This window comes from Janthinobacterium sp. EB271-G4-7A, from assembly GCF_020858075.1.
Lineage (GTDB): Bacteria > Pseudomonadota > Gammaproteobacteria > Burkholderiales > Burkholderiaceae_D > Janthinobacterium > Janthinobacterium lividum.
In genome coordinates, this window is record NZ_JACYMI010000001.1 from 3,548,743 (window position 1) to 3,571,525 (window position 22,783).

Genomic DNA, 22,783 nt, shown 5'->3' on the forward strand with positions numbered 1-22,783 from the left:
GTAAAGAGCAATGGATGCGCTGATTTATACCGCCATGAGCGGGGCCGACCGTGCCCTGCGGGCACAGCAGGTACACGCCAACAACCTGGCCAACATCGAAACGGGCGGCTTCCGCGCCAACCTGGAAGTGTCCACTGCCCAGCCGTTGCAAAACGGCTATGGCTACGACGACCGCCACATGACGCAGACGCAGTCGAGCGCCATCGGCACGCGCACGGGCGCCATCAAGGAAACGGGACGCGAACTCGACGTGGCAGTCACGGGCCCCGGCTTTCTCGCGGTACAGTGGCAAAACGGCGAAGCCTACACGCGCGCCGGCGCCATGGACCTCGATGAAACGGGCGCGCTGACCATCAACGGCCGGCCCGTGCTGGGCGAAGGCGGTCCGATCACGATTCCCGAGCACACCAGCCTGTCGATCGGCGGCGATGGCACGATTTCCATCCAGGTGCCGGGCACTGCGCAGATGCAGACGGTCGACAAGCTCAAGCTGGTCAACGCCGAAGCGGGCGAACTGACCAAGAACGAAGCGGGCCTGATCGTGGCGCGCGGCGGCGAAGACCTGCAAGCTGATCCGACGGTACGCATCCGCGACCGCCATCTGGAAGGCAGCAACGTCTCGGCCGTCGAGGAAATGGTCGCCACCATGAGCCTGAACCGCAGTTTCGAGATGCAGATGAAAGTTTTCAAGGCCAGCGATTCCATGACGGAATCGGGCAACCGCCTGCTGGGCGCTTAAGCCCAACGCCAATCTATTATTAGGAGCAATACATGAATCCAGCAATGTGGATCAGCAAGACCGGCGTGCAGGCACAAGATGCCAAACTGCAAGCCATCGCGAATAACCTGGCCAACGTCAATACGGTCGGCTTCAAGCGCGACCGCGTCGTCTTCGAAGACCTGTTTTACCAGGTCGAGCAACAGCCGGGCACGCAGCGCGCCGACAACACCCTCTCGCCATCGGGCGTGCAGCTGGGTAACGGTACGCACATGGTCGGCACGCAAAAGGTGTTTACCACCGGCAGCCTGCAAACGACCAGCCGCGAATTCGACGTCGCCATCACCGGCAACGGTTTCCTGCAAGTGCTGCGCCCGAACGGCGAAGCGGCCTACACGCGCGCCGGCCAGCTGGGCATCAATGAAAACGGCGTGATGGTCAACGCCCAGGGCTTGCCCCTGGTGCCGCAGATCACCGTGCCGAACAACGCCACGGCCATCACCATCGGTGAAAACGGCATGGTCACGGCCACCGTGCCGGGCAATGTCGCCGGTACCGAACTGGGCCAGCTGAACCTCTCCAGCTTCGTCAACCCGACCGGCCTGCTGGCACTCGGTGAAAACCTGTTCCAGGAGACGGCATCGAGCGGCACACCGACGGAAGGCCGTCCCGGCGAAGGCGCCCTGGGCAAATTGAAGCAATTCGCGCTGGAAGGCTCGAACGTGCAAGTGGTCGAAGAGATGGTCGACATGATCGCCGCCCAGCGCACCTATGAAATGAATACCAAGGTGCTGTCGGCCGCCGACAATATGCTGCAATACCTGGCGCAAGCGGCACGTTGATGAAGGCCGCACTGAAAGCCGGAGCGGCGCTGCTGCTGGTCCTGGCGGCCGGTTGCGCCAGCCAGCCGGTGGCCCCTCTGGCGCCCAGCTTTTCCGATACGCCGCTGCCCGTGGCGCCGCGCAGCGCTGCGCGCGGCGGCGTGGCCGGCGGCGTCTTCAATCCCGATGCGGGCCTGGCCCTGACTTCCGACAGCCGCGCTTTCCGCGTCGGCGACGTCGTCACGGTGGCCCTGCAGGAAACCACGCAGGCGAGCAAGAAGGCGGGCACCTCGTTCAACAAGGGTTCGTCCGTCGGCGTGCAGGCGGCCAATATCCTCGGCAAGACCTTCCCCAAGACGGGCATCGACCTGTCTGCCGACCGCAACTTCGCCGGCGACTCGACCAGCACGCAGCAAAACGCGCTGTCCGGCGCCATCACGGTGATCGTGCAGGAAGTGCTGCCGAACGGCTTGCTGCGCGTGCAGGGCGAAAAAACCCTGACCCTGAACCAGGGCGAGGAATTCGTGCGCCTGCGCGGCTACCTGCGCGCGGCCGATATCGATTCCAACAACCAGGTGTCCTCGTTGCGCATCGCCAATGCGCAGATCGCCTATTCCGGCCAGGGCACCCTGGCCGAAGCCAACAAACCAGGCTGGCTGACGCGTTTCTTCGTCGGCCCATGGATGCCGTTTTAAGGTGACCTCATGAAATTTCGTTCCGCCCTGCCCCTGGCAGCCATGCTCGCTGCGCTGTCCGGCTTTGCCCTGCCTGCCAGCGCCGCGCAAGTGCTGCGCAACCTGGTCAGCATCGAGGGCGTGCGCGACAACCCGCTGGTCGGCTACGGCCTCGTCGTGGGCCTGAACGGCAGCGGCGACACCACGCAGGTGAAGTTTTCCAGCCAGTCCGTGGTCAACATGCTCAAGCAGTTCGGCGTGAAAATGCCGGACGGCGCCGAATCGAAAAGCAAGAACGTCGCCACCGTCATGGTCAGCGCCGTGTTTCCTCCGGGATACCGCCGTGGCCAGGCCATCGACGTGACCGTATCGTCCTTGGGCGATGCGAAAAGCTTGCGCGGCGGCACCTTGCTGCTGACGCAATTGCGCGCGGCCGACAATGAAACGTATGCGCTGGCGCAAGGCAACGTCGTCGTCGGCGGCTTGAACGCCACCGGCAAGAGCGGTTCGTCCGTCACCGTCAACACGCCCACCTCGGGCCGCATTCCCAACGGCGGCAACATCGAGCGCGAAATCCTCAGCGATTTCTCGACCAAGCCGACCGTCACCCTGAATCTGCGCCACCCGCATTTCGAGACGGCCATCAATATCGTCGAAGCCGTCAACCGCCGCTTTGGCGCCGTCGCCACCACCAGCGACGCCACCAGCGTGGAAGTGCTGGCGCCGGAAAACCCGACCCAGCGCGTGGCCTTCATGGCCAAGCTCGAAGCCTTGAGCGTCGATGTCGGCGTCGATACGCCGAAAGTGGTATTCAATTCGCGCACGGGCACCGTGGTCATCGCCGAAGGCTTGCGCGTGAAAGCGGCCGCCGTCACACACGGCTCGCTCAAGGTCGTCATTTCCGAAAGCTCGGCCGTCAGCCAGCCGGCGCCCTTCGGCCGCGGCCAGACCACCGTCACGCCGCAATCCAAAGTGTCCGTCGACCAGGGCAACGGCAATATGTTCAAATGGCCGGCCGGCGCCAAGCTGCAATCGATCATCGACGTGGTCAACAGCCTGGGCGCCTCGCCCGATGACATCATGGCAATTTTGCAAGCCCTCGACCAGGCGGGAGCCATCGAAGGCGAACTGGTGGTGATCTAACGTGCCCGTCAAAAAGCCCAGGACTGCGTTGCACTGCCTCGTCGTACATTCGTACTGCCTTCGGCAATGCGCCTTGCCCTGAACATTTTGACGAACACTGAAAGCTGAATGGAAATGAATGTAAACGACAGCAGCAGCGCCCTGCCCCCCGCGCTCGACGACCGCTCCCCTGCCGCCGCCACGCCGGCCGATCCGCGCTACGCGGCCAAGGCCACCGAGGCGGCCGTCAAGTTCGAAGCGTTCTTCATCTCGCACATGCTGCGCCAGATGCGTTCGGGCACGCGCGAGATGGCGGGCGAGGACAGCGTCTTCAAGGATCCCGTCAACAGCGACATGCTGGAAATGGCCGACAACCTGGTGGCCGACAAGATGGCCGGCCAGCGCGCCTTCGGCATCGCCGACGCCATCCTGCGCCAGCTGCTGCCGGCGGCCAGCGCCCCGGTGGCAGCCAAAAGCACTGTCAAGACCGACAATATTGCAGCCCCGCTTAATAAATCCGTCTGAAGCGTCGCCTGTACAAGGTAACAACGATTCAATGCCTGCCCACCCGCACGCGCCACTCTCTTCACGAAAGAAACTTGCCCAATGAGCATCATCAGCAATGCATTGTCAGGCAGCATCGCCGCCCAGGCCGCACTCAATGCGGCCAGCCAGAACATCGCCAACCTGCAAACGGCGGGCTATACGCGCCAGGGCGTGCTGTTGTCCTCGCTTGGTGCCGGCGCGGGCGTGCGCTCGGCCGGCAATGGGGTGGAAGTGTCCGCCCTGCTGCGCTTTGCCGATGCTTATAAAAGCCAGCAAATGTGGCGCGCAGCGTCCGACCAGGGCGCCCGTTCGCAGACCCAACCTTACCTGACGCAGCTCGAGCGCGTGATGGGCGACGATGCTTCCAGCATCAGCAACGGCATCGACGGCTTTTTCGCCGCCCTCAACGCCTCGGCCGTCGACCCGACCTCGACGCCCCTGCGCCAGCAGATCGTCACCTCCGCCGACGCCATGGCGCAGCGCTTCAACAGCATCAGCACCGTCATGGGCAACCAGTTGCTGTCGGTGCAGCAGCAACGCGCAGCGATCGTGCCGCAAGTCAATACCACCCTGGCCAATATCGCCGCGCTGAACCAGCGCATCAGCACCTCCACCGCCGCCGGCACGAATGTGTCGTCGCTGATGGATGCGCGCGACCAGCTGATCGACGGCCTGGCCTCGCAAATGGGCATCGAGGTCCTCGACCAGCCGGACGGTTCGCGCAATATCGCGCTGAAGTCGGGCCAGCCGCTGGTGATCGGCAGCCTGGCCGGCACCATGAGCAGCAACATGACGAACACCGGCGAACAGACGCTGAGCCTTGATTTCGCCAAGTCCTCGTACAAGCTCGACCCGGTCGCCATCGGCGGGCAGATGGGCGGCCTGGGCGAGTTCGAGCAAAATACCCTGAAACCGCTGCAGCAGTCGCTGCAAGACATGGCCACCCAGTTGACCAACAAGGTCAACGCACAGCTGGCACTGGGCAAGACCATGGCCGGGACCCCAGGTGGTCCCCTGCTTGCCTACGCAAATGGCAAGCTGAGCATTACCCCCGGCTTCAACGCCAAGGACCTGGCCCTGTCGCTGACGGGCCAGGCCGGCGACAGCGGCAACTTGCAGAAATTAATCGAGATCAAGAATCAGCCGATCACCGTCAGCTGGGTCGGTTCTGTCCTGATGAGCGACGCGGATACGCAGCTGGTCGGCAAGCTGGGCATTTACAGCCAGCAGAACCAGGCCTTGCTGAAGACGGCCAACACGGTGCGCGCCCAAGCGATCGACGACTGGAAGTCCACCAGCGGCGTGAACAAGGATGAAGAAGCGATGAGCCTGGTCGAATTCCAAAATATGTATCAAGCAAACATGAAAGTCATTTCCGTGGCGAATAGCTTGTTTGACGCCACTTTGCAAATGATGGGTTAAGGAGAAGATCATGCGTGTCGCCAGTAGCCAGTACCAATCGCTGATCAATATTTCGCTTCAGCAAAATCAGGAACGCATCAACTTCCTGACGCAGCAAATGTCTTCCGGCTTGCGCATCCAGCTGCCATCGGACGATCCGATCGGCAACGTGCGCATTTCGCGCCTGACGCGCGAGCAAGCCATGGTCACGCAGTACCAGGACAATATCGCCACGGTGAAAGTGCGCCTGCTGAAGAATGAAAACTACCTGTCGAGCATGGTCACCGACATGGGCCAGGCGCGCGACTTGCTGGTATGGGCCGCCGACGGCAGCAATACGCCGGGCGACCTGAATGCGATGACGCAATCGCTGACGGCCATGCGCGACAGCGTGCTGTACACGGCCAACCTGAAAGACCAGGAAGGCCGCTACATGTTTTCCGGCACAGCGACCGACCAGCCCGCAATCAAATACGACCCGACGGCAGCTGCCGGCTCGCGCTACAGCTACATCGGCAACACCGACACGCAGACCGTGGTAGTGGGCAATGGCGTGACGCAGGCGGCCAACGTCGACGTGAAGAACCTGGAAGTGTGGCTCAACAAGATCGACCAGGTCATCACCACGCTCGGCACGCCGGGCGTCAACCCCAACGACCCGGCAGTGCGCGCCATCGTCAACGACGGCCTGGGCGGCACCGATGATGGCATGGATTTGCTCTCTGGCAAGATCGCCATCTTCGGCGGCGCGCAAAACATCCTCACCACGCTGTCCGGCAACCTGGCCAATGTGTCGCTGTCGAACAATTCAGCCCTGCTGGACCTGAAAAAGACCGACATGGGCGCGGCGGCGATTGAACTGACCGGCTACCAGACGGCCCTGCAGGCAACCTATAAAGCCTACACCAAGGTTGGCACTATTTCCCTGTTTGATCTTCTCTGACCATCATGCAAATCGTTCAGACTTCCTCCTCTTCCGGCGTCAATGCCAAAGGCGCCGGCACAGCCCGCGTCGTCGATGACGCGTCCGCCGCAGTCAAAAGCAGTGCCAGCGCGCGCAGCGAGGCGCCGGCAGCGAGGAGTTCGACGGCGAGCCTGCAGCGTGGCCTGAGCAACTGGGATCACCAGCTGCAGGGGGAAATTTCTAACGCACAACAAACCCTCGACTACCTGGAACGCAGCAGCAGCCAGTTGCAAGCGCTGAAAAGCGAACTGGCGGCCAAACTGGCAGCGCGCCAGGGACGCGAAGGGCAAGTCGAGGCCAGAGTACGGCAGTTCAGCAATACCTGGCGCCAGCGCGCCAGCGCCTCGGGCGGCACGCTCGACGCACAGCTCAGCTATACCAGCCCGCAGGCGGCACAGCAGAACTTCAGCATCCGCGGCCTGACCATGGCCAGCCTGCAGGAAGGCCCGCAGGAAGTGCTGGCCTTTTCCGTCGGCGGCGCGAGCCAGGCCTTGCGCTCGGTGAATATCGAACCTGGCCTGAGCGAGAACGAAATCGTCTCCCGCTTCGACCGCGCACTGATGCCGTCAGGCATAGGCGTCAAGCTGGGCGAGAATGGCGAACTGGTATTCAGCACGTCGGAAGCCGCCTGGGCCAGCGTGCGCGACAGCCTGTCCGTGCGCGGCAGCGGCATCCGCTACCCGACCGGCCAGATGAGCCGCGTGCGCACGGATGCGGAACCGGCCGCCATCGCCCCGGAAGAATGGAGTACCGGCGACGTGGAAGCCCTGCGCGCCACCTTGCAGCAAGTGGTGCAGGCGCTGGCGCAGTTGCAGGCGGCGCGCAGCTCCGTCAGCCTGGCCCTGGCGCAAGCGACGGGACGGGTCGCCCGCGCGCAACCGGTGCAGCAAGTCAACGTCAGCATGGATACCTTGGCGGAAAACTTCACGGAAAAAGCCAGCCAGCCCGGCTATGAATCACTGCTGGCGATCAGCTCGGCGCTGGTCGGCATCAGCCGCGAGCGCGTCGTCGCGCTGCTGGGCCTGGAATAACCCCCTGCCGCGTGCGCTGACTTGGCGCACGCGGCAATAATGGGGCGCACCCCCTAGCTCAGGACGGTGGAAATCCGTAAGATGCTGCTGTCGCTGGCGCTTTGTCCCATACGCCAGCGCATCCCGTCATCCACCTCCGGAGTTCCCTTGATAAAGACCGCCGCCCGGCTGATCAGCTACGCCCTGCTGGGCAAATCCGGCAAGCACCCCCTCGATATCGCCAAGGTGCGCAAGGTATTGATTTTGCGCAACGACAAGATCGGCGACATGATCGTCACCACGGCCCTGCTGCGCGAACTGAAGAAAAACTATCCGCACTGGCAGATCGACGTGGCCGCCAGCAGCGCCAACCGGGCGGTGCTCGCCGATAATCCGCATGTCGGCGAAATCCTCATCTGGGACAAACAGCCGCTGCTGCGCGACTTGCGCACCACCATCGCCGAGCTGCGCCGACGCCGCTATGACATCATCTTCAACCCCTACAACCGCTTTTCCATTCCCTTGCTGCTGCGCATCAAATGGCTGGGTGCGCGCTATTTGACGGGCTTTGCCATTCCCAAGTACGGCACTTCAACGGCGAATCTGGGCATGTTCGACCATACGGTGCCCTGCGACCGCAGCCGCCACATCCTGCACAGCTATTTCGCCACGTTCGGGCAATTTGAGCTGCGCGACATCGATATGCGCTATGAACTGTTCGGCGTAGATGCGCACGCGGCTCGGGTCGACGCCGCCTGCGATACCCTGCTGCGCACGCATGAAGGCCTGTTTTGCCTGAATTTCCAGGGCAGCAATGCGCAACGCACGGTCAGCGTGGCCGATGCCCAGCGCTGCTGCGCGGCCCTGGCGGCGCGCTACCCGCGCCATGCGCTGCTGGTGATCGCCGCGCCGGGCACCGAGGCGCGCGCCGCCGAGATCGTGCGCGGCGCCGGCCATGCCAACGTGATGGCCGCGCCGTCCACCGGCCACATCCTGGAGCTGGCGGCCCTGATCCGCCGCTGCGAACTGGTGCTGTCGCCCGACACGTCGGTGATCCACATCGCCTCGGCGTATGACAGGAAGATCGTCGGCTACTACATCCGCACCGACAACTACCGCTGGTTTTATCCGGCCAGCCGCCATTACCGCGTGATCCTGGCGCCCGGCCTGACCCTGGCCACGGTCAATGCCGCCGAGACCCTGGCCGCCGTGGAACAGCTGATGCAGGGCGATGGGCAGGCGCAAGCGACGCTTCAAGCCGCCGGCTGAGCCGCCAGCAAGCCATCCATCTGCCCTGCCAGCAGCGCGCGGGAAAAGAAATATCCTTGCGCATAGTCGCAGCCGGCGGCGCGCAGCAAATCGCGCTGCGACGCCGTCTCCACGCCTTCGGCCACGACTTTCACTCCCAGCCGCTGCGCCAGTGCAATGATCGCCTCGCACAAGCCCAGCCCGGCATCGTCGCGTCCCAGTTCGCCGACCAGCGAACGGTCGATCTTGAGAAAGTCGATATCGGCCTTCTTGATGCATCCCAGCGATACCTGGCCGCTGCCGAAATCGTCGAGCGCCAGCGCCAGGCCCATGGCGCGGAACTGGCGCAGGCGGTCGCCCACCTGGCGCGCCTTGTCGAGCAGCACGGCTTCTGTTGTTTCGATGACGATGGCGCCCGGCGCCAGGCCCGCCCGCGCCAGGGCATTGCCCCAGTCCTGGTACAGCGCGGCGTCGCAGCGAAATTCCACGGGCGACTTGTTGATACAGATCGGGAACGGGGCGCCATGCTCGCCCTGCCACTGGCGCGCCTGGCGCACTACCTGCTGAAACACCCATTCGCCGATATCGATGATCAGGCCGTTTGCCTCGGCAAAGGCGATGAAATCGGCAGGCACGAGCAAGCCGCGCAGCGGATGGCGCCAGCGCAGCAGCGCCTCGGCCCGCTCGATCGTGCCATCGCACAGGCGGATGATGGGCTGGTAATGCACTTCGAACTGCTCCTGCGCCAGCGCCAGGCGCATCTCGCGCACCGTGGTGCGGCGCAGGTCGGCCGCCTGCTGCAAGGCCGGCGTGAAATAGCTGTAGCCGTTGCGCCCCGCACTCTTGGCCGCATACATGGCCTGGTCGGCGTGCCGCAGCAAGGTTTCCGTTGCCTCGGCGTCGGCCGGAAACAGCGCCACGCCCACGCTGGCCGACACTTGCGCCGTGTCGCCGTCGAGCACGAAAGGCAGGGCCAGCGCCGTCGTCAATTCCTGCAGCACGCGTTCGATGCCGCCCAGGTGCCCCACGCCGGCCAGGATGACGGTGAACTCGTCGCCGCCCAGGCGCGCTACCGTGTCGGTGGCGCGCACGCGCTCGCTGATGCGCAGCGCCGCCTGGCGCAGCAGCATGTCGCCCTTCTCGTGGCCGAGACGGTCATTCACCTGCTTGAAATGGTCGAGGTCGATGAACAGCAGGGCCAGGCAACCGCCTTCGCGGCTGGCGTGGCGCGCCTCGTGCTGCAAGCGGTCGAGGAACATGTGGCGGTTCGGCAAGCCCGTCAAGGGGTCGAAATTGGCTTGCCGCCAGATGCGCTCGGACGCGGCGCGCTGGGCCGTGATGTCGCTGACGAGCGCCAGCGCGCCCAGGTAGGTGCCGCTGGAATCGAAGATGGGATTGGTGGCCAGGGTGGCCCACAAGGTGCTGCCGTCACGCCGCAGGAACTTGAATTCGTGGCGCTCGGCGATGCCATCCTGGCGCCGCGCAATGTTGCGCTCCAGGATGGCGCGCCCCTCGTCATCCATGAAGGCGGCCAGCGGCTGGCCCAGCATATCCTCGATCTGGCAACCGAGCATGTGCGCCATCTTCGGATTGACAAAGCTGGTCAGCGCCTGCGCATCGATTTCCCAGATGCCCTCCTCGGCGCCGTGCACGATGCGCCGGAAGCGCTCTTCGCTGCGTTCGAGCGCAGCCAGCTTGCCCTCGGCCTGCTCGAGCACCAGGCGCAGCGCCTGGCCGTTCGGATCTGCGCTGCCCAGCAGGCTGACGGGCAAGCCCGCCTCGCGCGCGCCAGGGCGCAGCCGTACCTGCAGCTGGATGCGCTCGGGCTCGCTGCTATTGAGCACGCGCTGCACGAACTGCTCGAAATCGTGGCGGAACGCCTCGTGCACATACGAACGGAACAGCACGTGGCCAAGGCGCTCGCGCACCAGGCCGAACAATTCGGCCGCCACCAGGTTGACCTGCACGATCGCACCATCGAGGCCGAGCACGAAATAGGCGACAGGCGCCAGCAGGTATAAATCGTTGAAATAGGCTTGCTCGCGTTCAGCCTTCACCCGTTCCGGACTGAAGACGCCATCGTCAAGCAGGGGCGCGGCATGCCCCAACACGCCGTCATGGCTGTGCTGGGAGGAATCCGGATCAGGTACCGCGAGCGGTGGTATGTCCATGGCTATCCTTTGCACCGCCGCCCTGGCAACCAGGTGGGTGCAGTTGCAAGACTAGCATGCGCCACGCGCAGTGTCGAGCCAAGCCTGCCATGGATGCCACTTCTACAACAAGGCCGTTCAGCGCCCCATGCGGCTGCGGCGCAAGCCGAAATCATGGCCCACCACCAGCAAGGTGCTCGCTACCAGGCTCGATAGCCCCACGATCAGCTGGATCAATTTGTCATCAGGCAAGATCCATAGCGACGAGTCCGGCGTCTCGCAGCCCGTGGCCGCGCTGATCAGGGGAGACACCCAGGCCGCGTCCGGCGTCACGTCGAGCACGACGGCGCCGTCGGCGCTGGTCTGCATATAGATATCGCCGCCTTCGGCCAAAGTAAAGCAGATGCCCACGCCCGTTTCCGTGGCGCGAATATTGTCCTGCATGCTGCGGTTATGTTCTTCGATCCACACTTCCACGTCGTATGGCGTTTCCAGGTGCTCCCACGGACGGGGGCGAAAACGGGGACGTTCGTCCGCACTGGCGGGGGTGTCAGGAACCTCGGGGATGTTGCTGTCTGCTGCGCCTTGCATGCTCGTTGACCTTTTCTGCGGTGATGCGGCGGGACCGGTTGCCTGCCAGCCGCCATTATCCACCGTTCAGGGCAAGCATGGTATTCCCACGCCGAATCAATCAGAAAAACTGACAGCTATCGACTTTAAAGATCAGCATGCCTGACTTAAAATACGCGCCATCTCTTCTTTACAGGCTTTACATGCAAGGCATTAAACGCAAAATCGTCTACGTCACCGCTTTTGAAATCATCGGCATGGCCATTTCCACGCTCTGGCTGACCCTGCTTTCGGGCGAATCGCCCACCAGCACGGGGCCGCTGGCCATCATGATCACCAGCATCGCCGTGATCTGGAACCTGCTCTACAACACCGCGTTCGAATACTGGGAAATCCGTCAAGTGTCGCGCACGCGCACGGTCTGGCGCCGCATCCTGCATGCGATCGGCTTCCAGATCACGCTGGTCATCTACCTGATCCCGCTGATCGCCTGGTGGCTGAACATCAGCCTGTGGCAAGCCTTCGTGCTCGATTTCGCCCTGATGCTGATCATCCCGTGCTACAGCTTCATTTTTAACTATTTCTTCGACGGTCTGTTCGGCGTGCCCCTGTCGGCGCAGCAGCCGAAGGAAGAGGCGCCCGATACTCAGGGCGCGGCCGTTTCCGACGCGCTCAGCAACTGAAGAAAGGACCGCGCCGCCATGCCCAGCGGCCGGTCCTTCATCCACACCAGGTGGATGGGCACGACCAGGCCATTGCCCGTATTCTTGAACGCCACGCAGCGCACCCGCCCCGCCGCCAGAGAATGCTGGATGGCCGAGGCGGCAAAGTTGCCCCAGCCCAGTCCCGCTTCCACCATCGCCAGCGCCATCGGCAAACTGTCCGTGCGCCAATAGGACAGCCCCACCACGGGGCGCGCATCGGCCAGGTCGAGTTCGCGGCTGGCCACGATGATCTGGCGCAAGTTCACCAATTCCTCGATATACAAGGGCTGGCCCGCCGCGCTGGGCGGATGCTGGGTGGAGATAATCGCCAGCAAGGCATCGCTGCCGACCAGCTGGAACTGCTCCGCATGATTGATGCGTCCGCCTGCGAAAGCCATGCAGGCGCTGATGCGGCCCCGGTGCAGCATGTCGAGCACATCGTCCTGCGGCGCCGTCAGCACCTCGATATCGAGCAAGGGGTGGCGCTGCGACAGCGCGCGCACGGCGGCCAGGAAGGGAGTATGGTCGAGCTCGGCCGCGATGCCCAGCGAAATGCGGCTTTCCAGTCCCTGCGACAATTCCTGTACATGCAAGTGCAACTGTTTCAATTGCTCGGCGATCAGGCGCGCGTGCGGTATCAGGGCCAGCGCGGCCGGCGTGGGCACGGCTTCGCGCGCGCCGCGGTCGAACAGGGTGATGCCCAGTTCCGCCTCGATATTGGCCATCGCCATGCTGACGGCCGACGGCGCCCGCCGCAAGGCGCGCGCGGCAGCCGAGAACGAGCCGCCATCGACGACGGCCAGGAACAGTTCGATGTTATGGCTGGACAGTTTCATGAAAAAGTGGAAAGTGCGGCACTTTCGGGCGCACGGGCGGTCAAAACGGGGAACGACAGCAACACTCGGGAGTACACATGCGCCATCGATTAACTTACCGCCGCAGCGGCTACATTTCCGACTTTACCCGCTTCATCGACGGCTACCTGCAAGCGCACCCGGAAGTGCAAGCCAGCCAGCGCCAGGGCTGGCGCATTTTCTGGGGGCGTCCGGCCAGCATGCGCGAACTGGAACTGGCTCACGCGGACAGCGTGCCGGAACCGCCCTACCATTACGACTAAAAACTCTTAGCCTTTCCAGACGCGCTGCAATCCGGTGTCCGCATGGATCCAGCCACCACGCGGGCCGTTGCGGTAATAGAAGCCCACGCCGCCCTGCTTGAAGCTGCGCACCAGCGAACCGAGCACTTCCGCGTTCAGATTCGCCACGCGGATGTCGGCGGCGCGGCCCGAGATGTGCAGCGACTGGCGCGCGGCCGGCACGCCCGCTTCGCGCAGCCTGCTGTTCGACTCCGCCGTGCGGTAGCCCGACAAAATCTCCAGCGGCTGCTCGATGCCGTAGCGGGCCACGAACGCTTGCGTGCCCCACAGGGTTTCCAGCAGTTTCGGATCGATGGGCGCCGTCTTCTTGCCGTTCACGTCGCGCAGCAAGTGACACAGTTCCTGGTAGGCCGAATCGATGACTTCGCCATCTTTCCAGTACAGCAGCTTGGCCTTTTCATTGCTGGCCGGGCGCACCACTTCCAGGGTACGGGGCTTGAGCCAGAATTCCAGGTCCAGCGCCTGCGCATCGAAAATGTCGGGTGGCGGTTCCATCTCGGTGATGGCCTGGCGCGACTGCGAGGTGATCGAGCGGTCGATGCTGGCCAGTTGCGTCGGCTGCGGCGGCACGGCCGTGCGCGGCGCGCGCGGCTTGGCGCTGGCCGAAGCCGAGGCGGGAGCGGCCGTGCGCGAGGCGCAGCCGATGAGAGGAGTGGCAACCAGGCCCAGCGCGGCCAGGCCCATACCGTGGTGTAGAAAATTTCTGCGCGATGCCATAGTCAGTCCAATTTAACGATGGGAATACTATAGCGTATTGTGCCGCGAAGAAAAACCCTCAATGCCTATCGTGTCACCCTCATTTCAAGGCATTTTGCGTCAGGCGGCAGCCGCGACGGAGGCGCCGGCGCCTTTCGCCTGCGCCAGCGCCGTCAATGGCTTGTCGAGCAGATAACCCTGGGCCACGATGGGCAAGCCCGTGATGGCGGCGACGCGTTGCAGCGCAGCCAGCGCGGCCGGCGTGTCGAGGCGCTTGAAAATGACGAGGATTTTCGCCGCATGGCACACAGTGACGAAGCTGGCGACGGCTTGCTCGTCGCTGAGGTTGCCCGCGTCGAGCTTGAACGCATGCGGGTGCAAGCGCTCCAGCATGCCCGTTGCCTCATGCACGTTGGCCACGTTGATGGCCAGGCGGAAACCGTTGCGGCGGTAATTGTCGGCCACGTAGTTGAGCAGCCAGCCCTGGTTCGGCGTGACCGTCGGCAATTGCAGCACGATGCGCTCGATGGGCAAGCCCAGCGCGTCGAGGATGCGCTGGAAAGCGTGACCGTGATTGCTGCTGACGGCGCTCAGCAGGCGGTCATGCACATTCAGGTACAGGTCGGCCTGCTCCGCTTCCGCCTGCCGGAAAAAATTAATGGCATGCAGCATGCGGCACAGCCGGTCCAGCTCCACGGATTCATCGTCGCTGGCCGCGTGATCGAGCAAGCGCCACAGCGACAAGCCCTCGTCCGCCTTCGACACGCTGCGCGCCAGTCCTTCGAACGCCACCAGCTTGCCGCTTTCCAGTTCGCGCAGCGGCTGGAAGGCGCTGGTCATGGTGCAATTGAAAAAGCGCCCCAGCGCCCGGCCCTCCCCGTCGAGCCAGACGCTGGTGCCGGCCTGGGTTTGATGCGACAGGCGGGCCAGGTAATTTTTCAGGACGGGAAATGGCATACGTGCTCCTTCGTAAGGCTGCGCCAGCTGCCCTCATGGGGAAGACGGCGCCAAAGTGTGCAGAGTAAGGCAGCGCAAACCAAAGGAGAACGAATGGTTTCGCCATTTGATATGCACCCAGCAAATATGGACGCAACAACGGACAGCGCATAACGATAGTCAGAAACATTCCTTCCCGCCCCCTGGCCCAGCCTTTACTGTGGGCATATACCGATACCATCAGGAAGGGCCGCCATGTGCCAGTTACTCGCAATGAACAGCAGCAAGCCTGCGGCGCTGGGATTTTCCTTTGCCGGCTTTGCCGAACGGGGCGGACGCACGGACGAGCACCGCGACGGCTGGGGCATCGCCTATCATTCCAGCAGCGGCTGCACCCTGCTGACGGATCACCTGGCGGCCATCGATTCGCCGCTGGCGGCCCAGGTGCAGCAGCATCCCGTGAAGGCGAAAAACATCGTCGCGCACATCCGCAAGGCCACGCAAGGCCGCATCGCCCAGGAAAATACCCACCCGTTCGCCCGCGACCTGTGGGGCAAGACCTGGTCCTTCGCCCACAATGGGGACTTGAAAACGTGGCGTGCGCCCGCGAATGCGCACTACCGCGCCAGCGGCGACACGGACAGCGAACAAGCCTTCTGCCACCTGCTGGCCACCTTGCGCACGCAGTTTCCCCTCGGTGAACCCCCGCGCGCCGACTTGCGCGCCGCCATCGCCGAGGTCGCCCAGGACATTGCGGCGCACGGCACCTTCAATTTCATCCTGTCGGACGGCGAACTGCTGTTTGCCCACTGTTCCACGCATTTGCACTATGTGATACGCGAATACCCGTTTTCCGTGGCGCAACTGATCGACTGCGAGCGCAGCATCGACTTTCGCCAGCACAACCACCTGGACGACAGGATCGCCGTCATCGCCACATATCCCCTGACGCAAAACGAGGATTGGCTGGCGTTCGCACCCGGCGAACTGAAACTGTTTACGGGCGGCACCTTGCTGCCGGCAGATGATGCCGCGCCACAAGGCGTGTATATCCAGATCAGTTACTGAGGGAATTATTGAACGGGAAGAAATGGCCCGCCGCCGGATGGGCGGGCTGAGGGACTGCCGGGGCGTCAGGCCGAATTGCAGTTGCAAAAGCGCTTGCGCTTGGGGTCGCCGCTTGCGATGCCCGTGGGATCAATCTGTTTCCAGCAAAAAATCGTTTCCACGCCATATGGCGAACGCACATTGCCCGCCTCGACATAACCCTGCTTGACGAAAAAGGCCTGGCTGCTGGCCGTGCTGTGCAGTTGCAGGGCCTTGATGCCCCACTCGCGCGCCTGCGCTTCGAGTTGCTCCACCAGCGCCTTGCCGGCGCCGCGGCCTTGCGCCTCGGGCAGCAGGTAGCACAGGGCCAGCTTGCCGGCGCGCGTCAGCAAGCCGACGCCGACAACGGCGCCCGCCTCGACTGCGACCAGCGAAAAATTAGTCGGCGACGCAAACCAGCACGCCACCATCTGCGGTGTTTTATTGCCCAGCCAGGCTTCCAGGATGGCCGGATCGTCCCGATGATCGAGGCTGCAGCATTCGACGATGGAGCGTCGTAATACGTTGCACGCCTCGAAAGCGTCGGTCGATGTTGCAATACGAATTTCAAGACTCATGTACGCTCACAAAATATTCCAGTTGCCGATGCAGACGGTTTTCCCCCTGTATCGTGCGATTCGACTATACACCAAGCGGCGCTTTCGGGTTTTTTGCCGCACGCCACGGGCCGGTTTTGCCTATGGCGCTATGCCTGCAGACTAAGTGCTGATGCGCATCTTGCCCACGAATGTTTCCAGAAATCGATATATGTTTTTTAGCGCAAACGGGAATCGAATCTAAGAGCCTATCCCCGCAGGGAGCGTCTTCTGCTGGCAGCGCATCAGGAGCGCGGACAAGGCGTGAGGAGGACGCGTGGCGAGCCACGCGACGACGAGCAACGCAGTCCCCGCTTCTGAGGGGCGCCAGAAGGGGATGTATTCATCTGCTGGGATAGGCTCTAAGCATATTACGAAAAATTCGTTTCTTTTCCGGCCGGAATTTTAGACTATGTCTATCTATTCTCACAACAAGAGTTCAATATGACCCATTCCAACGCCGTAACGACTGCCGCAGCAACGCTCACCCAACGCTCGCGCCGCTGGTTCCTGGCCAGCGCCCTGGCTGCTTCCGCCGCCGCCATGAGCCTGCCGATGGCCGCCAGCGCCGCCGAACCGGTGGTCTTGCTGAACGCGTCCTACGACGTGATGCGCGAATTGTTCAAGGACGTGAATCCCGCATTTATTGCTGATTGGAAAGCCAAAACGGGCGAAACCATCACCATCAAGCAGTCGCACGGCGGCTCCAGCAAGCAGGCGCGCTCCGTCGCCGATGGCCTGGAAGCATCCGTCGTGACCATGAACCAGGCCAATGACATCGACATCCTCGTCGACCGCGGCCTCGTGGTGGCCGACTGGGCCAAGAAATTCCCGAACAATGCGGCGCCGTTTTACTCAACCATGGTGTACCTGGTGCGCAAAGGCAACCCGAAACACATCAAGGATTGGGACGACCTGGCCAAGCCCGGCATCAAGGTCATCGTGCCGAATCCGAAAACCTCGGGCAATGGCCGCTACACCTACCTGGCGGCCTGGGGCTATGCCGTGAAAAAAGGCGGCAGCGAAGCGCAGGCGCGCGACCTCGTCACCAAACTGTTCAAGAACGTGCCCGTGCTGGACGGCGGCGGCCGCGGCGCCACCACCACCTTCACGCAGCGCGAAATCGGCGATGTGCTGGTGACGTTTGAAAATGAAGTGCAACTGGTGCGCGCCGAATTCGGCGACAACTTCGAAGTCGTGTATCCAAGCATCTCCATCCTGGCCGAGTCGCCGGTGGCCGTCGTCGACAAGGTCGTCGACCGCCGCGGCATCCGCAAGGAAGCCACGGCCTACCTGCAATACCTGTACTCGGAACCAGGCCAGGAACTGGTCGCCAAGCACTACCTGCGCCCCCGTTCGGCGGCCGTCGCCAAGAAATACGCGGCCAGCTTCAAGCCGATCACCCTGTTCACCATCGACGACGTCTTTGGCGGCTGGAAACAGGCACAAAAGAAACACTTTGACGATGGTGGCGAGTTCGACAAGATTTATCAGAAGTAATCTTCGCCGCATCAACAAAAACCGGGACATGTCCCGGTTTTTTTATGCCTCCACACATCACTGCTTCTTCAGCAGCAGCTTGAATTGCGGCACCCAGCGCCCGTCCAGCAGCATCTCGCTGGCCGCCTCATAGGCATCGCCCGACGGCGTCCAGCGCACGCGATAGGTCAGCGTCTTGCCATTCGCCCCCACGTATTGCGTGGCGGGAAAGTCGAGGCCGCCGTCCGCCGGCAGCATCGTGCCGCGGCTATGGCCGCCGCTGTTTTCCACATACAGGAAGGCTACCTTGCCTGCGGCGGGATCGTGGTAATACGTGGTTTCGCCCACGTAGTCGGGCTTGCCGGGGCTGCGCACCGTGTGCACGTCGCGCAGCATCTGGCCGCCATACAGCCACTGGAAACAGTGCTCATCCGTTTGTTTTCCGCCGGGAAACTCGCCCTTCCAGCAATGTCCGGCCAGGAACGCCATCGGCTGCAGGGAGGCAATGGGTTGCGCCAGCACGGCCGAGGTGGACAACAGCAGGGGCAACAGCAAGAGCGACAGCAGGAATGGACGCATGGCACACCTCCGGTAGATGCTTGAGTATAGGCGAATAATATGCTTGCAGCAGCGCTGGCGCACACTTTGCGCATATCGATATGCGCATCGATTCGTGGTCAAAAGCGTGCGCGGGCCGTACTCTGGCCTTGTCGCGCCGCATGGCGTATTACGGGCTCAAAGGAAATATCATGGCTATCTCGGAAGTGAATGTACGCAACCAGTTTCGCGGCAAGATCAAGGAAATCATCTTTGGGCCCGTGGTCTCGGAAGTGGACGTGGAAACGCCGCACGGCATCGTCACCTCGGTGATCACCTCGCGCTCGATCAAGGACCTGGACTTGAAAGTGGGCAGCGAAGTCATCGCGCTGGTGAAATCGACGGAAGTGTCGATCGCCAAGATCCAGTAAGGGTTACCCACCCACTAACGCCGCGCCCCTTGCCATCCGGCAGCGGCGCGTGCGTCAGGGCTTGATATACACATACCCTTCCTGCCACTGCAAGCGGCTCAGCTCGGCCACGCCCGAGGGCACGATGACGGCGTCGGGCAGCACGCGCTGGCGGTCGATGTTGCGTCCTTGCAAGGTGTTATTGCAGACACGGAAACTCACGCCGCGCTTGGTCAGCTCGCGCACCACTGCGTCATACGGAGTGCCATTCTTGTCGACGGCGCCATCGAGCAGGAAATCGATGCCGGGGCCATGCGCGACGAGCACGATGGTGGCTTGGGGACTGGCGTCCAGGTGATTGCGGATATTTTTCAGCGCAGCCGTGGCATTGCTGGCGTCATTGACGTGATACACCACCTTTTCCTCCTTCTGCGCTGCCGTGGCGGCAGTGCAAGCGAACAAGGAAAGAAGGATGGCGGAGAACCAGCGGCGCAAGATTGTCATGAGATGTCCATTTCAGTGGCAGATTAAAAACATTGCCATCATATCAATCTCTGAACAAATACGTAAACGTGCGGCTGACGGGCAGCTTTTCCGTGCTGCCCCGCAGCAGCACCTGCATGCGCTCGGCGTCGATGCGTTCGGCCGCCTCGATGGCTTTCACGTTGACCATGGTGCCGCGGTGGATTTGCCAGAACTGTTCCGGATCGAGGCCACCCAATAAATCCTTCAGCGGCGTGCGCACCAGCGCTTCCGAGCCGGCCAGCACCACGCGCGTGTACTTGGTGTCGGCCTGAAAGAACAGCACGTCGTCAATGTCGATCAGGCGGATCTGCTTGCCCACGCTGGCCCTGATCCATTTCAATTTTTCGCGCGGCGCGGCCGGCAGCGCCGCGCGCAGCGACTGCAGCAAGTGGGCCATGTCGGCCGGCTGCGCGCCCAGCTTGTCGCGCAGCCGGGATAGCGCGCGCTGCAGGCGCTCGGCCTGCACGGGCTTCAACAGATAATCGACGGCGCCCGCATCGAAGGCATCGACGGCATACTGGTCATACGCGGTGACAAATACCACGTGCGCCCGCACGCCGATGCGCTCGGCCACTTCCAGGCCCGACAGGCCAGGCATGCGGATGTCGAGGAAGACCACGTCCGGCTCATGCTCGAGGAAACCGTCCCAGGCATCGTTGCCGTTTTCCGCCACCAGCACGATGCGTGCCTCGGGCCAGGCCAGCGCCAGCATCGTTTGCAGGCGTTCGCGCATCAGGGGCTCGTCTTCGGCGATCAGGATGGTGGCATTCATGCGGCAAGTTCTTTCAGGCTGGATGCAATTTTAATGGGAAGCAATATCTCGGCGATCACGCCCCCCTCTTCGCCGTCGCGCAGGGTCAGGCTGGCGGACGGATCGGACAGCGACAGCCGGCTGCGCACGTTTTCCAGGCCCAGGCCGCCTTCCGGCGCGCTGCCCGCGGCGCTTGCCGGCAAGCCCATGCCCGTGTCCTGCACGCGCAAGCGCAACATGCCGTCCACCCGCAGCGCCGACAGGCGGATCTCGCCGCCGCGCAAGGACGGTTCAATACCGTGCTTGATGGCATTTTCCGCCAGGGTCAGCAAGATCATGCTGGGAATCGTCGCGTGTGCAAATTCGGCCGGCAAGTCCAGCGCATAGCGCAGGCGGGAGCCCATGCGCGCCTGCATCACGCGCAAATACGCAGCCACCATGTCGAACTCGCTTTGCAGCGGCACTTGCTCGCTGCGCATCTCCGCCATGCTGGCGCGCAAAAAGGCAATCAGGTCGGCCGTCAATGCCGCGGCCCGGCCGGCGCCTTGCGCTCCCTGCTCGGCCAGCTGCTGCACGGCGCCCAGGGTATTGAACAGAAAATGCGGCTCGATCTGCGCGCGCAGCAGCCGCAGCTGCGATTCGCTCAGTTCGCGCGCCAGGCGGTCGCGCTCGGCATCCTGCTGCAGCTGCAGGGCCAGCGCTTCGTACTGGCGGTTGCGCCAGGTGCTCACGACCGCCAGCGGCACCATATAAAACAACCCGGCCACCAGCAAGGCAATGCCGCCCACGCGCAGCAAGCGCTCGAAGGCCATTTCCATGGAACCCGTATCGCTCAAGCCGGCCAGCAGCACGCCGGCCGCTACCCCTGCCGCGCAGGTCGACACGATCAACAAAAGCTTCTTGAACTTGTAGCGCACGGAACTGCGGTAATTGAACCAGACGCCCACCAGGCCCCACGCCAGCGCAAAACCCAAGCCGTTGCTGAAGACCAGGGCCTTGAGCAATTCGAACCGGGCCGGCAGCAGCAGGTGCAGGGTGACGCCGATGGCGCTGAACAGCAGCATCAGCTTGAACGCGGCGATGTAAAAACCGGCGCCGCGGTACTTGAGCAGGAAATCGTGCAATTGCTGGCGCTCGATCGGCGTCAGCTTGACCAGCTTCATGGCGACGTAGCGGCGCACTCTTCCCTGGATCTGGTCCGCCATCTCGGGATGTTTCAGCACCAGCAGCGATTCTTCGTCGATGCTGCGGTACCAATCCGTATATTTTTTTAACACGATGCGCTCCCTTGGTCTGTGATTCAGGCATGAACGCAGTCTACGGCGCCACCGTGGCAGGACATAGCGCGGGGCGACGAAGCACGAAGGGACAGGCATCAACGACGAGGTACATGGCGCCTGCCGGACCCTCGCTGCCAATATTGCTGAAATAATACGAAGTTTCCAAGGCGAAATCAATAATTGCGCAACAATTTTCACTACGGCAAGATTAGCCCCATTTATTTGCCAAATTGGCCGCAACACCGCTTGTCGCGGGCCTGTACCGTAGACATCGCTTGATCTTTAATGGTATTGTTTAAGCTTGGCAAATATTGCCTCCGAGATACACTCCGCGTCCCCATGCGGCCCGTTTCCGGATTTGCGCGCAGCGCCCACGATGGCGCCCCAAAACTGCTTTCCCACATACAATCCCATGCTCAAAAAAATGTTCGCCGCGGTGCTGATGACGCTTTCGACAGCGGCCATCGCCGTGCCCTTCGGTTCCCAGTCGATACTGGTGGTCGAAGACGGCACAGGCAAAGTCTTGCTTGAAAAAAATTCCAACGTGGTGGTGCCCATCGCCTCGCTGACCAAACTCATGACGGCCATGGTCGTGCTCGACTCCAAGGCGAATATGCAGGAAGAGATCAGCATCGACCGCGAGGATGTCGATACCTTGAAACACAGCACCTCGCGCGTGCCCGTGGGCGCCACGCTGAGCCGTCATGACGTGCTGCAACTGGCGCTGATGTCGTCCGACAACCGCGCCGCCGCCTCGCTGGCGCGCACTTTCCCCGGCGGCCCCACCGCATTTGCCGTGGCTGTCAACGCCAAGATCAAGGCCCTGGGCATGCGCCAGACCGTGATCGAAGAGCCGACGGGCTTGTCGCCGAACAACCAGTCGACGGCAGCAGACCTCGTCAAGATGGCCGTGGCCGCCTCGCGCTACCCGGAAATCAGCCGCATCACGACGGATTCGAAGGACGTGATCCAGATCAAGGGCCGCGACGTGGAATACCACAACACGAACCGCCTGGTCGGTGCCAAGGGCTGGGATATCGGCCTGTCGAAAACGGGCTACACGAATGAAGCGGGCCGTTGCCTGATCATGCGTATCAAGTCGGCCGGTAAGTTCGCCACCATGATCCTGCTCAACGCGCGCGCCAATTCCGTGCGCGCCATGGACGCCGTCAACATCCGCCGCATGCTGGCGGCCGAGAACGGCATCGAAGAACCGAAAGTGATGCGCGCCTCGGTCAGCCGGCACAAAAAAGCGCCGGCGAAACCATCGAAACGCCGCCGCGCACGTTAAGCACGGCTGAGAAAACGCCCATGGCGGCGTTGCAGTGCCTGGCCGTACTAGTCGTACTGCCTGCGGCACTGCGCCTTGCCCTGAACGTTTTTCAGGCGTGCTTTCATATCGG

25 protein-coding genes are annotated in these 22,783 nt (G+C 62.7%); 15 read left to right on the plus strand and 10 right to left on the minus strand.

Annotated features, from left to right (window positions below; all coding sequences use genetic code 11):
- The first annotated feature begins 10 nt into the window (after positions 1-10).
- From IGS58_RS15930 to IGS58_RS15970, 9 genes are all read left to right on the plus strand, one after another.
- A complete protein-coding gene (locus IGS58_RS15930; RefSeq protein WP_034787834.1) occupies positions 11-739 on the plus strand; it encodes a flagellar basal body rod protein FlgF in 729 nt (242 codons plus the stop codon).
- Between the two features lie 32 nt (positions 740-771).
- A complete protein-coding gene (gene flgG, locus IGS58_RS15935) occupies positions 772-1,560 on the plus strand; it encodes a flagellar basal-body rod protein FlgG (protein ID WP_167468652.1) in 789 nt (262 codons plus the stop codon).
- The gene (flgH, locus tag IGS58_RS15940; protein WP_034787828.1) at positions 1,560-2,234 is read left to right on the plus strand and encodes a flagellar basal body L-ring protein FlgH; all 675 of its coding nucleotides are present in this window, start codon (positions 1,560-1,562) and stop codon (positions 2,232-2,234) included. The genes flgG and flgH overlap by 1 nt, the downstream gene beginning before the upstream one ends.
- A gap of 9 nt (positions 2,235-2,243) precedes the next feature.
- Positions 2,244-3,356 (plus strand): flagellar basal body P-ring protein FlgI, encoded by a 1,113-nt coding sequence (locus tag IGS58_RS15945; protein ID WP_034787825.1) that lies wholly within the window; start codon positions 2,244-2,246, stop codon positions 3,354-3,356.
- 108 nt (positions 3,357-3,464) lie between these two features.
- Positions 3,465-3,860 (plus strand): rod-binding protein, encoded by a 396-nt coding sequence (locus tag IGS58_RS15950; RefSeq protein ID WP_442908365.1) that lies wholly within the window; start codon positions 3,465-3,467, stop codon positions 3,858-3,860.
- 81 nt (positions 3,861-3,941) lie between these two features.
- A complete protein-coding gene (gene flgK / locus IGS58_RS15955) occupies positions 3,942-5,303 on the plus strand; it encodes a flagellar hook-associated protein FlgK (RefSeq protein WP_070253634.1) in 1,362 nt (453 codons plus the stop codon).
- Positions 5,304-5,313: 10 nt separating this feature from the next.
- The gene (gene flgL, locus IGS58_RS15960; RefSeq protein ID WP_034787818.1) at positions 5,314-6,225 is read left to right on the plus strand and encodes a flagellar hook-associated protein FlgL; all 912 of its coding nucleotides are present in this window, start codon (positions 5,314-5,316) and stop codon (positions 6,223-6,225) included.
- A 5-nt stretch (positions 6,226-6,230) separates the two neighbouring features.
- Positions 6,231-7,277: a hypothetical protein gene (locus IGS58_RS15965; RefSeq protein WP_230522004.1), complete on the plus strand. Its 1,047-nt coding sequence runs from the start codon at positions 6,231-6,233 to the stop codon at positions 7,275-7,277.
- 147 nt (positions 7,278-7,424) lie between these two features.
- A complete protein-coding gene (locus IGS58_RS15970; protein ID WP_230522005.1) occupies positions 7,425-8,525 on the plus strand; it encodes a glycosyltransferase family 9 protein in 1,101 nt (366 codons plus the stop codon).
- On the opposite strand, the gene IGS58_RS15975 is transcribed toward IGS58_RS15970, so the two are convergent.
- Both IGS58_RS15975 and IGS58_RS15980 read right to left on the minus strand, forming a co-directional pair.
- The gene (locus IGS58_RS15975) at positions 8,510-10,675 is read right to left on the minus strand and encodes a putative bifunctional diguanylate cyclase/phosphodiesterase (protein WP_230522006.1); all 2,166 of its coding nucleotides are present in this window, start codon (positions 10,673-10,675) and stop codon (positions 8,510-8,512) included. The two genes, IGS58_RS15970 and IGS58_RS15975, sit on opposite strands and share 16 nt — an antisense overlap.
- 117 nt (positions 10,676-10,792) lie before the next feature.
- Positions 10,793-11,245 carry a hypothetical protein gene (locus tag IGS58_RS15980; RefSeq protein ID WP_034787797.1) on the minus strand — a complete coding sequence of 151 codons (453 nt, stop codon included), beginning with the start codon at positions 11,243-11,245 and terminating at the stop codon, positions 10,793-10,795.
- A gap of 182 nt (positions 11,246-11,427) precedes the next feature.
- On the opposite strand from IGS58_RS15980, the gene IGS58_RS15985 reads away from it, so the two are divergent.
- Positions 11,428-11,907, plus strand: a complete 480-nt coding sequence (locus tag IGS58_RS15985) for a PACE efflux transporter (protein ID WP_230522007.1) — start codon at positions 11,428-11,430, stop codon at positions 11,905-11,907.
- Here the strand turns inward: IGS58_RS15985 and IGS58_RS15990 are convergent.
- Positions 11,871-12,764, minus strand: a complete 894-nt coding sequence (locus IGS58_RS15990) for a LysR family transcriptional regulator (protein ID WP_230522008.1) — start codon at positions 12,762-12,764, stop codon at positions 11,871-11,873. The genes IGS58_RS15985 and IGS58_RS15990 overlap by 37 nt on opposite strands.
- 77 nt (positions 12,765-12,841) lie before the next feature.
- Between IGS58_RS15990 and IGS58_RS15995 the strand changes: the two genes are divergently transcribed.
- The gene (locus IGS58_RS15995; RefSeq protein WP_230522009.1) at positions 12,842-13,045 is read left to right on the plus strand and encodes a DUF3460 family protein; all 204 of its coding nucleotides are present in this window, start codon (positions 12,842-12,844) and stop codon (positions 13,043-13,045) included.
- A gap of 6 nt (positions 13,046-13,051) precedes the next feature.
- On the opposite strand, the gene IGS58_RS16000 is transcribed toward IGS58_RS15995, so the two are convergent.
- Positions 13,052-13,801 carry a YcbK family protein gene (locus tag IGS58_RS16000; protein WP_371933510.1) on the minus strand — a complete coding sequence of 250 codons (750 nt, stop codon included), beginning with the start codon at positions 13,799-13,801 and terminating at the stop codon, positions 13,052-13,054.
- 99 nt (positions 13,802-13,900) lie between these two features.
- Entirely contained in the window at positions 13,901-14,737 is an 837-nt protein-coding gene (locus IGS58_RS16005; RefSeq protein ID WP_230522010.1) for an EAL domain-containing protein, read from the minus strand.
- A 234-nt stretch (positions 14,738-14,971) separates the two neighbouring features.
- Between IGS58_RS16005 and IGS58_RS16010 the strand changes: the two genes are divergently transcribed.
- On the plus strand, positions 14,972-15,784 hold the full coding sequence (locus IGS58_RS16010) for a class II glutamine amidotransferase (RefSeq protein WP_268989836.1): 813 nt from the start codon (positions 14,972-14,974) through the stop codon (positions 15,782-15,784).
- A gap of 65 nt (positions 15,785-15,849) precedes the next feature.
- Here the strand turns inward: IGS58_RS16010 and IGS58_RS16015 are convergent, their stop codons facing one another.
- The gene (locus IGS58_RS16015; RefSeq protein ID WP_070253641.1) at positions 15,850-16,380 is read right to left on the minus strand and encodes a GNAT family N-acetyltransferase; all 531 of its coding nucleotides are present in this window, start codon (positions 16,378-16,380) and stop codon (positions 15,850-15,852) included.
- Positions 16,381-16,941: 561 nt separating this feature from the next.
- Between IGS58_RS16015 and IGS58_RS16020 the strand changes: the two genes are divergently transcribed.
- Positions 16,942-17,898, plus strand: coding sequence for a sulfate ABC transporter substrate-binding protein (locus IGS58_RS16020; protein ID WP_046685513.1), 957 nt, complete (start codon positions 16,942-16,944; stop codon positions 17,896-17,898).
- Between the two features lie 57 nt (positions 17,899-17,955).
- Here IGS58_RS16020 and IGS58_RS16025 read toward each other — a convergent pair whose 3' ends face one another.
- The gene (locus tag IGS58_RS16025) at positions 17,956-18,456 is read right to left on the minus strand and encodes a hypothetical protein (protein ID WP_230522011.1); all 501 of its coding nucleotides are present in this window, start codon (positions 18,454-18,456) and stop codon (positions 17,956-17,958) included.
- Between the two features lie 170 nt (positions 18,457-18,626).
- Between IGS58_RS16025 and IGS58_RS16030 the strand changes: the two genes are divergently transcribed.
- A complete protein-coding gene (locus tag IGS58_RS16030) occupies positions 18,627-18,845 on the plus strand; it encodes a TOBE domain-containing protein (protein WP_034757699.1) in 219 nt (72 codons plus the stop codon).
- Between the two features lie 54 nt (positions 18,846-18,899).
- Here the strand turns inward: IGS58_RS16030 and IGS58_RS16035 are convergent, their stop codons facing one another.
- From IGS58_RS16035 to IGS58_RS29195, 3 genes are read right to left on the minus strand one after another with little or no spacing between them, the layout of a single operon-like run.
- On the minus strand, positions 18,900-19,328 hold the full coding sequence (locus IGS58_RS16035) for a DsrE family protein (RefSeq protein WP_230522012.1): 429 nt from the start codon (positions 19,326-19,328) through the stop codon (positions 18,900-18,902).
- Positions 19,329-19,371: 43 nt separating this feature from the next.
- On the minus strand, positions 19,372-20,121 hold the full coding sequence (locus IGS58_RS16040; RefSeq protein WP_034777866.1) for a LytR/AlgR family response regulator transcription factor: 750 nt from the start codon (positions 20,119-20,121) through the stop codon (positions 19,372-19,374).
- Positions 20,118-21,377, minus strand: coding sequence for a sensor histidine kinase (locus IGS58_RS29195; RefSeq protein WP_230522013.1), 1,260 nt, complete (start codon positions 21,375-21,377; stop codon positions 20,118-20,120). Before IGS58_RS29195 ends, IGS58_RS16040 begins: the two co-directional genes overlap by 4 nt.
- Positions 21,378-21,792: 415 nt before the next feature.
- On the opposite strand from IGS58_RS29195, the gene IGS58_RS16050 reads away from it, so the two are divergent.
- Complete coding sequence (locus tag IGS58_RS16050) at positions 21,793-22,671, plus strand: serine hydrolase (protein WP_034778183.1); 879 nt, start codon at positions 21,793-21,795, stop codon at positions 22,669-22,671.
- The last annotated feature ends 112 nt before the right edge of the window (positions 22,672-22,783 follow it).

Excerpts from the sequence above, each read along its gene's own strand:
- IGS58_RS16050 (WP_034778183.1), top strand. The coding sequence starts at position 21,793 with ATGCTCAAAAAAATGTTCGCCGCGGTGCTGATGACGCTTTCGACAGCG.
- flgL (WP_034787818.1), top strand. The coding sequence starts at position 5,314 with ATGCGTGTCGCCAGTAGCCAGTACCAATCGCTGATCAATATTTCGCTT.
- IGS58_RS15930 (WP_034787834.1), top strand. The coding sequence starts at position 11 with ATGGATGCGCTGATTTATACCGCCATGAGCGGGGCCGACCGTGCCCTG.
- IGS58_RS15995 (WP_230522009.1), top strand. The coding sequence starts at position 12,842 with ATGCGCCATCGATTAACTTACCGCCGCAGCGGCTACATTTCCGACTTT.
- flgG (WP_167468652.1), top strand. The coding sequence starts at position 772 with ATGAATCCAGCAATGTGGATCAGCAAGACCGGCGTGCAGGCACAAGAT.
- IGS58_RS16000 (WP_371933510.1), bottom strand. The coding sequence starts at position 13,801 with ATGGCATCGCGCAGAAATTTTCTACACCACGGTATGGGCCTGGCCGCG.
- flgH (WP_034787828.1), top strand. The coding sequence starts at position 1,560 with ATGAAGGCCGCACTGAAAGCCGGAGCGGCGCTGCTGCTGGTCCTGGCG.
- IGS58_RS15945 (WP_034787825.1), top strand. The coding sequence starts at position 2,244 with ATGAAATTTCGTTCCGCCCTGCCCCTGGCAGCCATGCTCGCTGCGCTG.
- IGS58_RS15980 (WP_034787797.1), bottom strand. The coding sequence starts at position 11,245 with ATGCAAGGCGCAGCAGACAGCAACATCCCCGAGGTTCCTGACACCCCC.
- IGS58_RS15990 (WP_230522008.1), bottom strand. The coding sequence starts at position 12,764 with ATGAAACTGTCCAGCCATAACATCGAACTGTTCCTGGCCGTCGTCGAT.
- IGS58_RS15965 (WP_230522004.1), top strand. The coding sequence starts at position 6,231 with ATGCAAATCGTTCAGACTTCCTCCTCTTCCGGCGTCAATGCCAAAGGC.
- IGS58_RS16020 (WP_046685513.1), top strand. The coding sequence starts at position 16,942 with ATGAGCCTGCCGATGGCCGCCAGCGCCGCCGAACCGGTGGTCTTGCTG.
- IGS58_RS16035 (WP_230522012.1), bottom strand. The coding sequence starts at position 19,328 with ATGACAATCTTGCGCCGCTGGTTCTCCGCCATCCTTCTTTCCTTGTTC.
- IGS58_RS16030 (WP_034757699.1), top strand. The coding sequence starts at position 18,627 with ATGGCTATCTCGGAAGTGAATGTACGCAACCAGTTTCGCGGCAAGATC.
- IGS58_RS16015 (WP_070253641.1), bottom strand. The coding sequence starts at position 16,380 with ATGAGTCTTGAAATTCGTATTGCAACATCGACCGACGCTTTCGAGGCG.
- IGS58_RS15975 (WP_230522006.1), bottom strand. The coding sequence starts at position 10,675 with ATGGACATACCACCGCTCGCGGTACCTGATCCGGATTCCTCCCAGCAC.
- IGS58_RS16040 (WP_034777866.1), bottom strand. The coding sequence starts at position 20,121 with ATGAATGCCACCATCCTGATCGCCGAAGACGAGCCCCTGATGCGCGAA.
- IGS58_RS15950 (WP_442908365.1), top strand. The coding sequence starts at position 3,465 with ATGGAAATGAATGTAAACGACAGCAGCAGCGCCCTGCCCCCCGCGCTC.
- IGS58_RS16025 (WP_230522011.1), bottom strand. The coding sequence starts at position 18,456 with ATGCGTCCATTCCTGCTGTCGCTCTTGCTGTTGCCCCTGCTGTTGTCC.
- IGS58_RS16005 (WP_230522010.1), bottom strand. The coding sequence starts at position 14,737 with ATGCCATTTCCCGTCCTGAAAAATTACCTGGCCCGCCTGTCGCATCAA.
- flgK (WP_070253634.1), top strand. The coding sequence starts at position 3,942 with ATGAGCATCATCAGCAATGCATTGTCAGGCAGCATCGCCGCCCAGGCC.
- IGS58_RS15985 (WP_230522007.1), top strand. The coding sequence starts at position 11,428 with ATGCAAGGCATTAAACGCAAAATCGTCTACGTCACCGCTTTTGAAATC.
- IGS58_RS16010 (WP_268989836.1), top strand. The coding sequence starts at position 14,972 with ATGTGCCAGTTACTCGCAATGAACAGCAGCAAGCCTGCGGCGCTGGGA.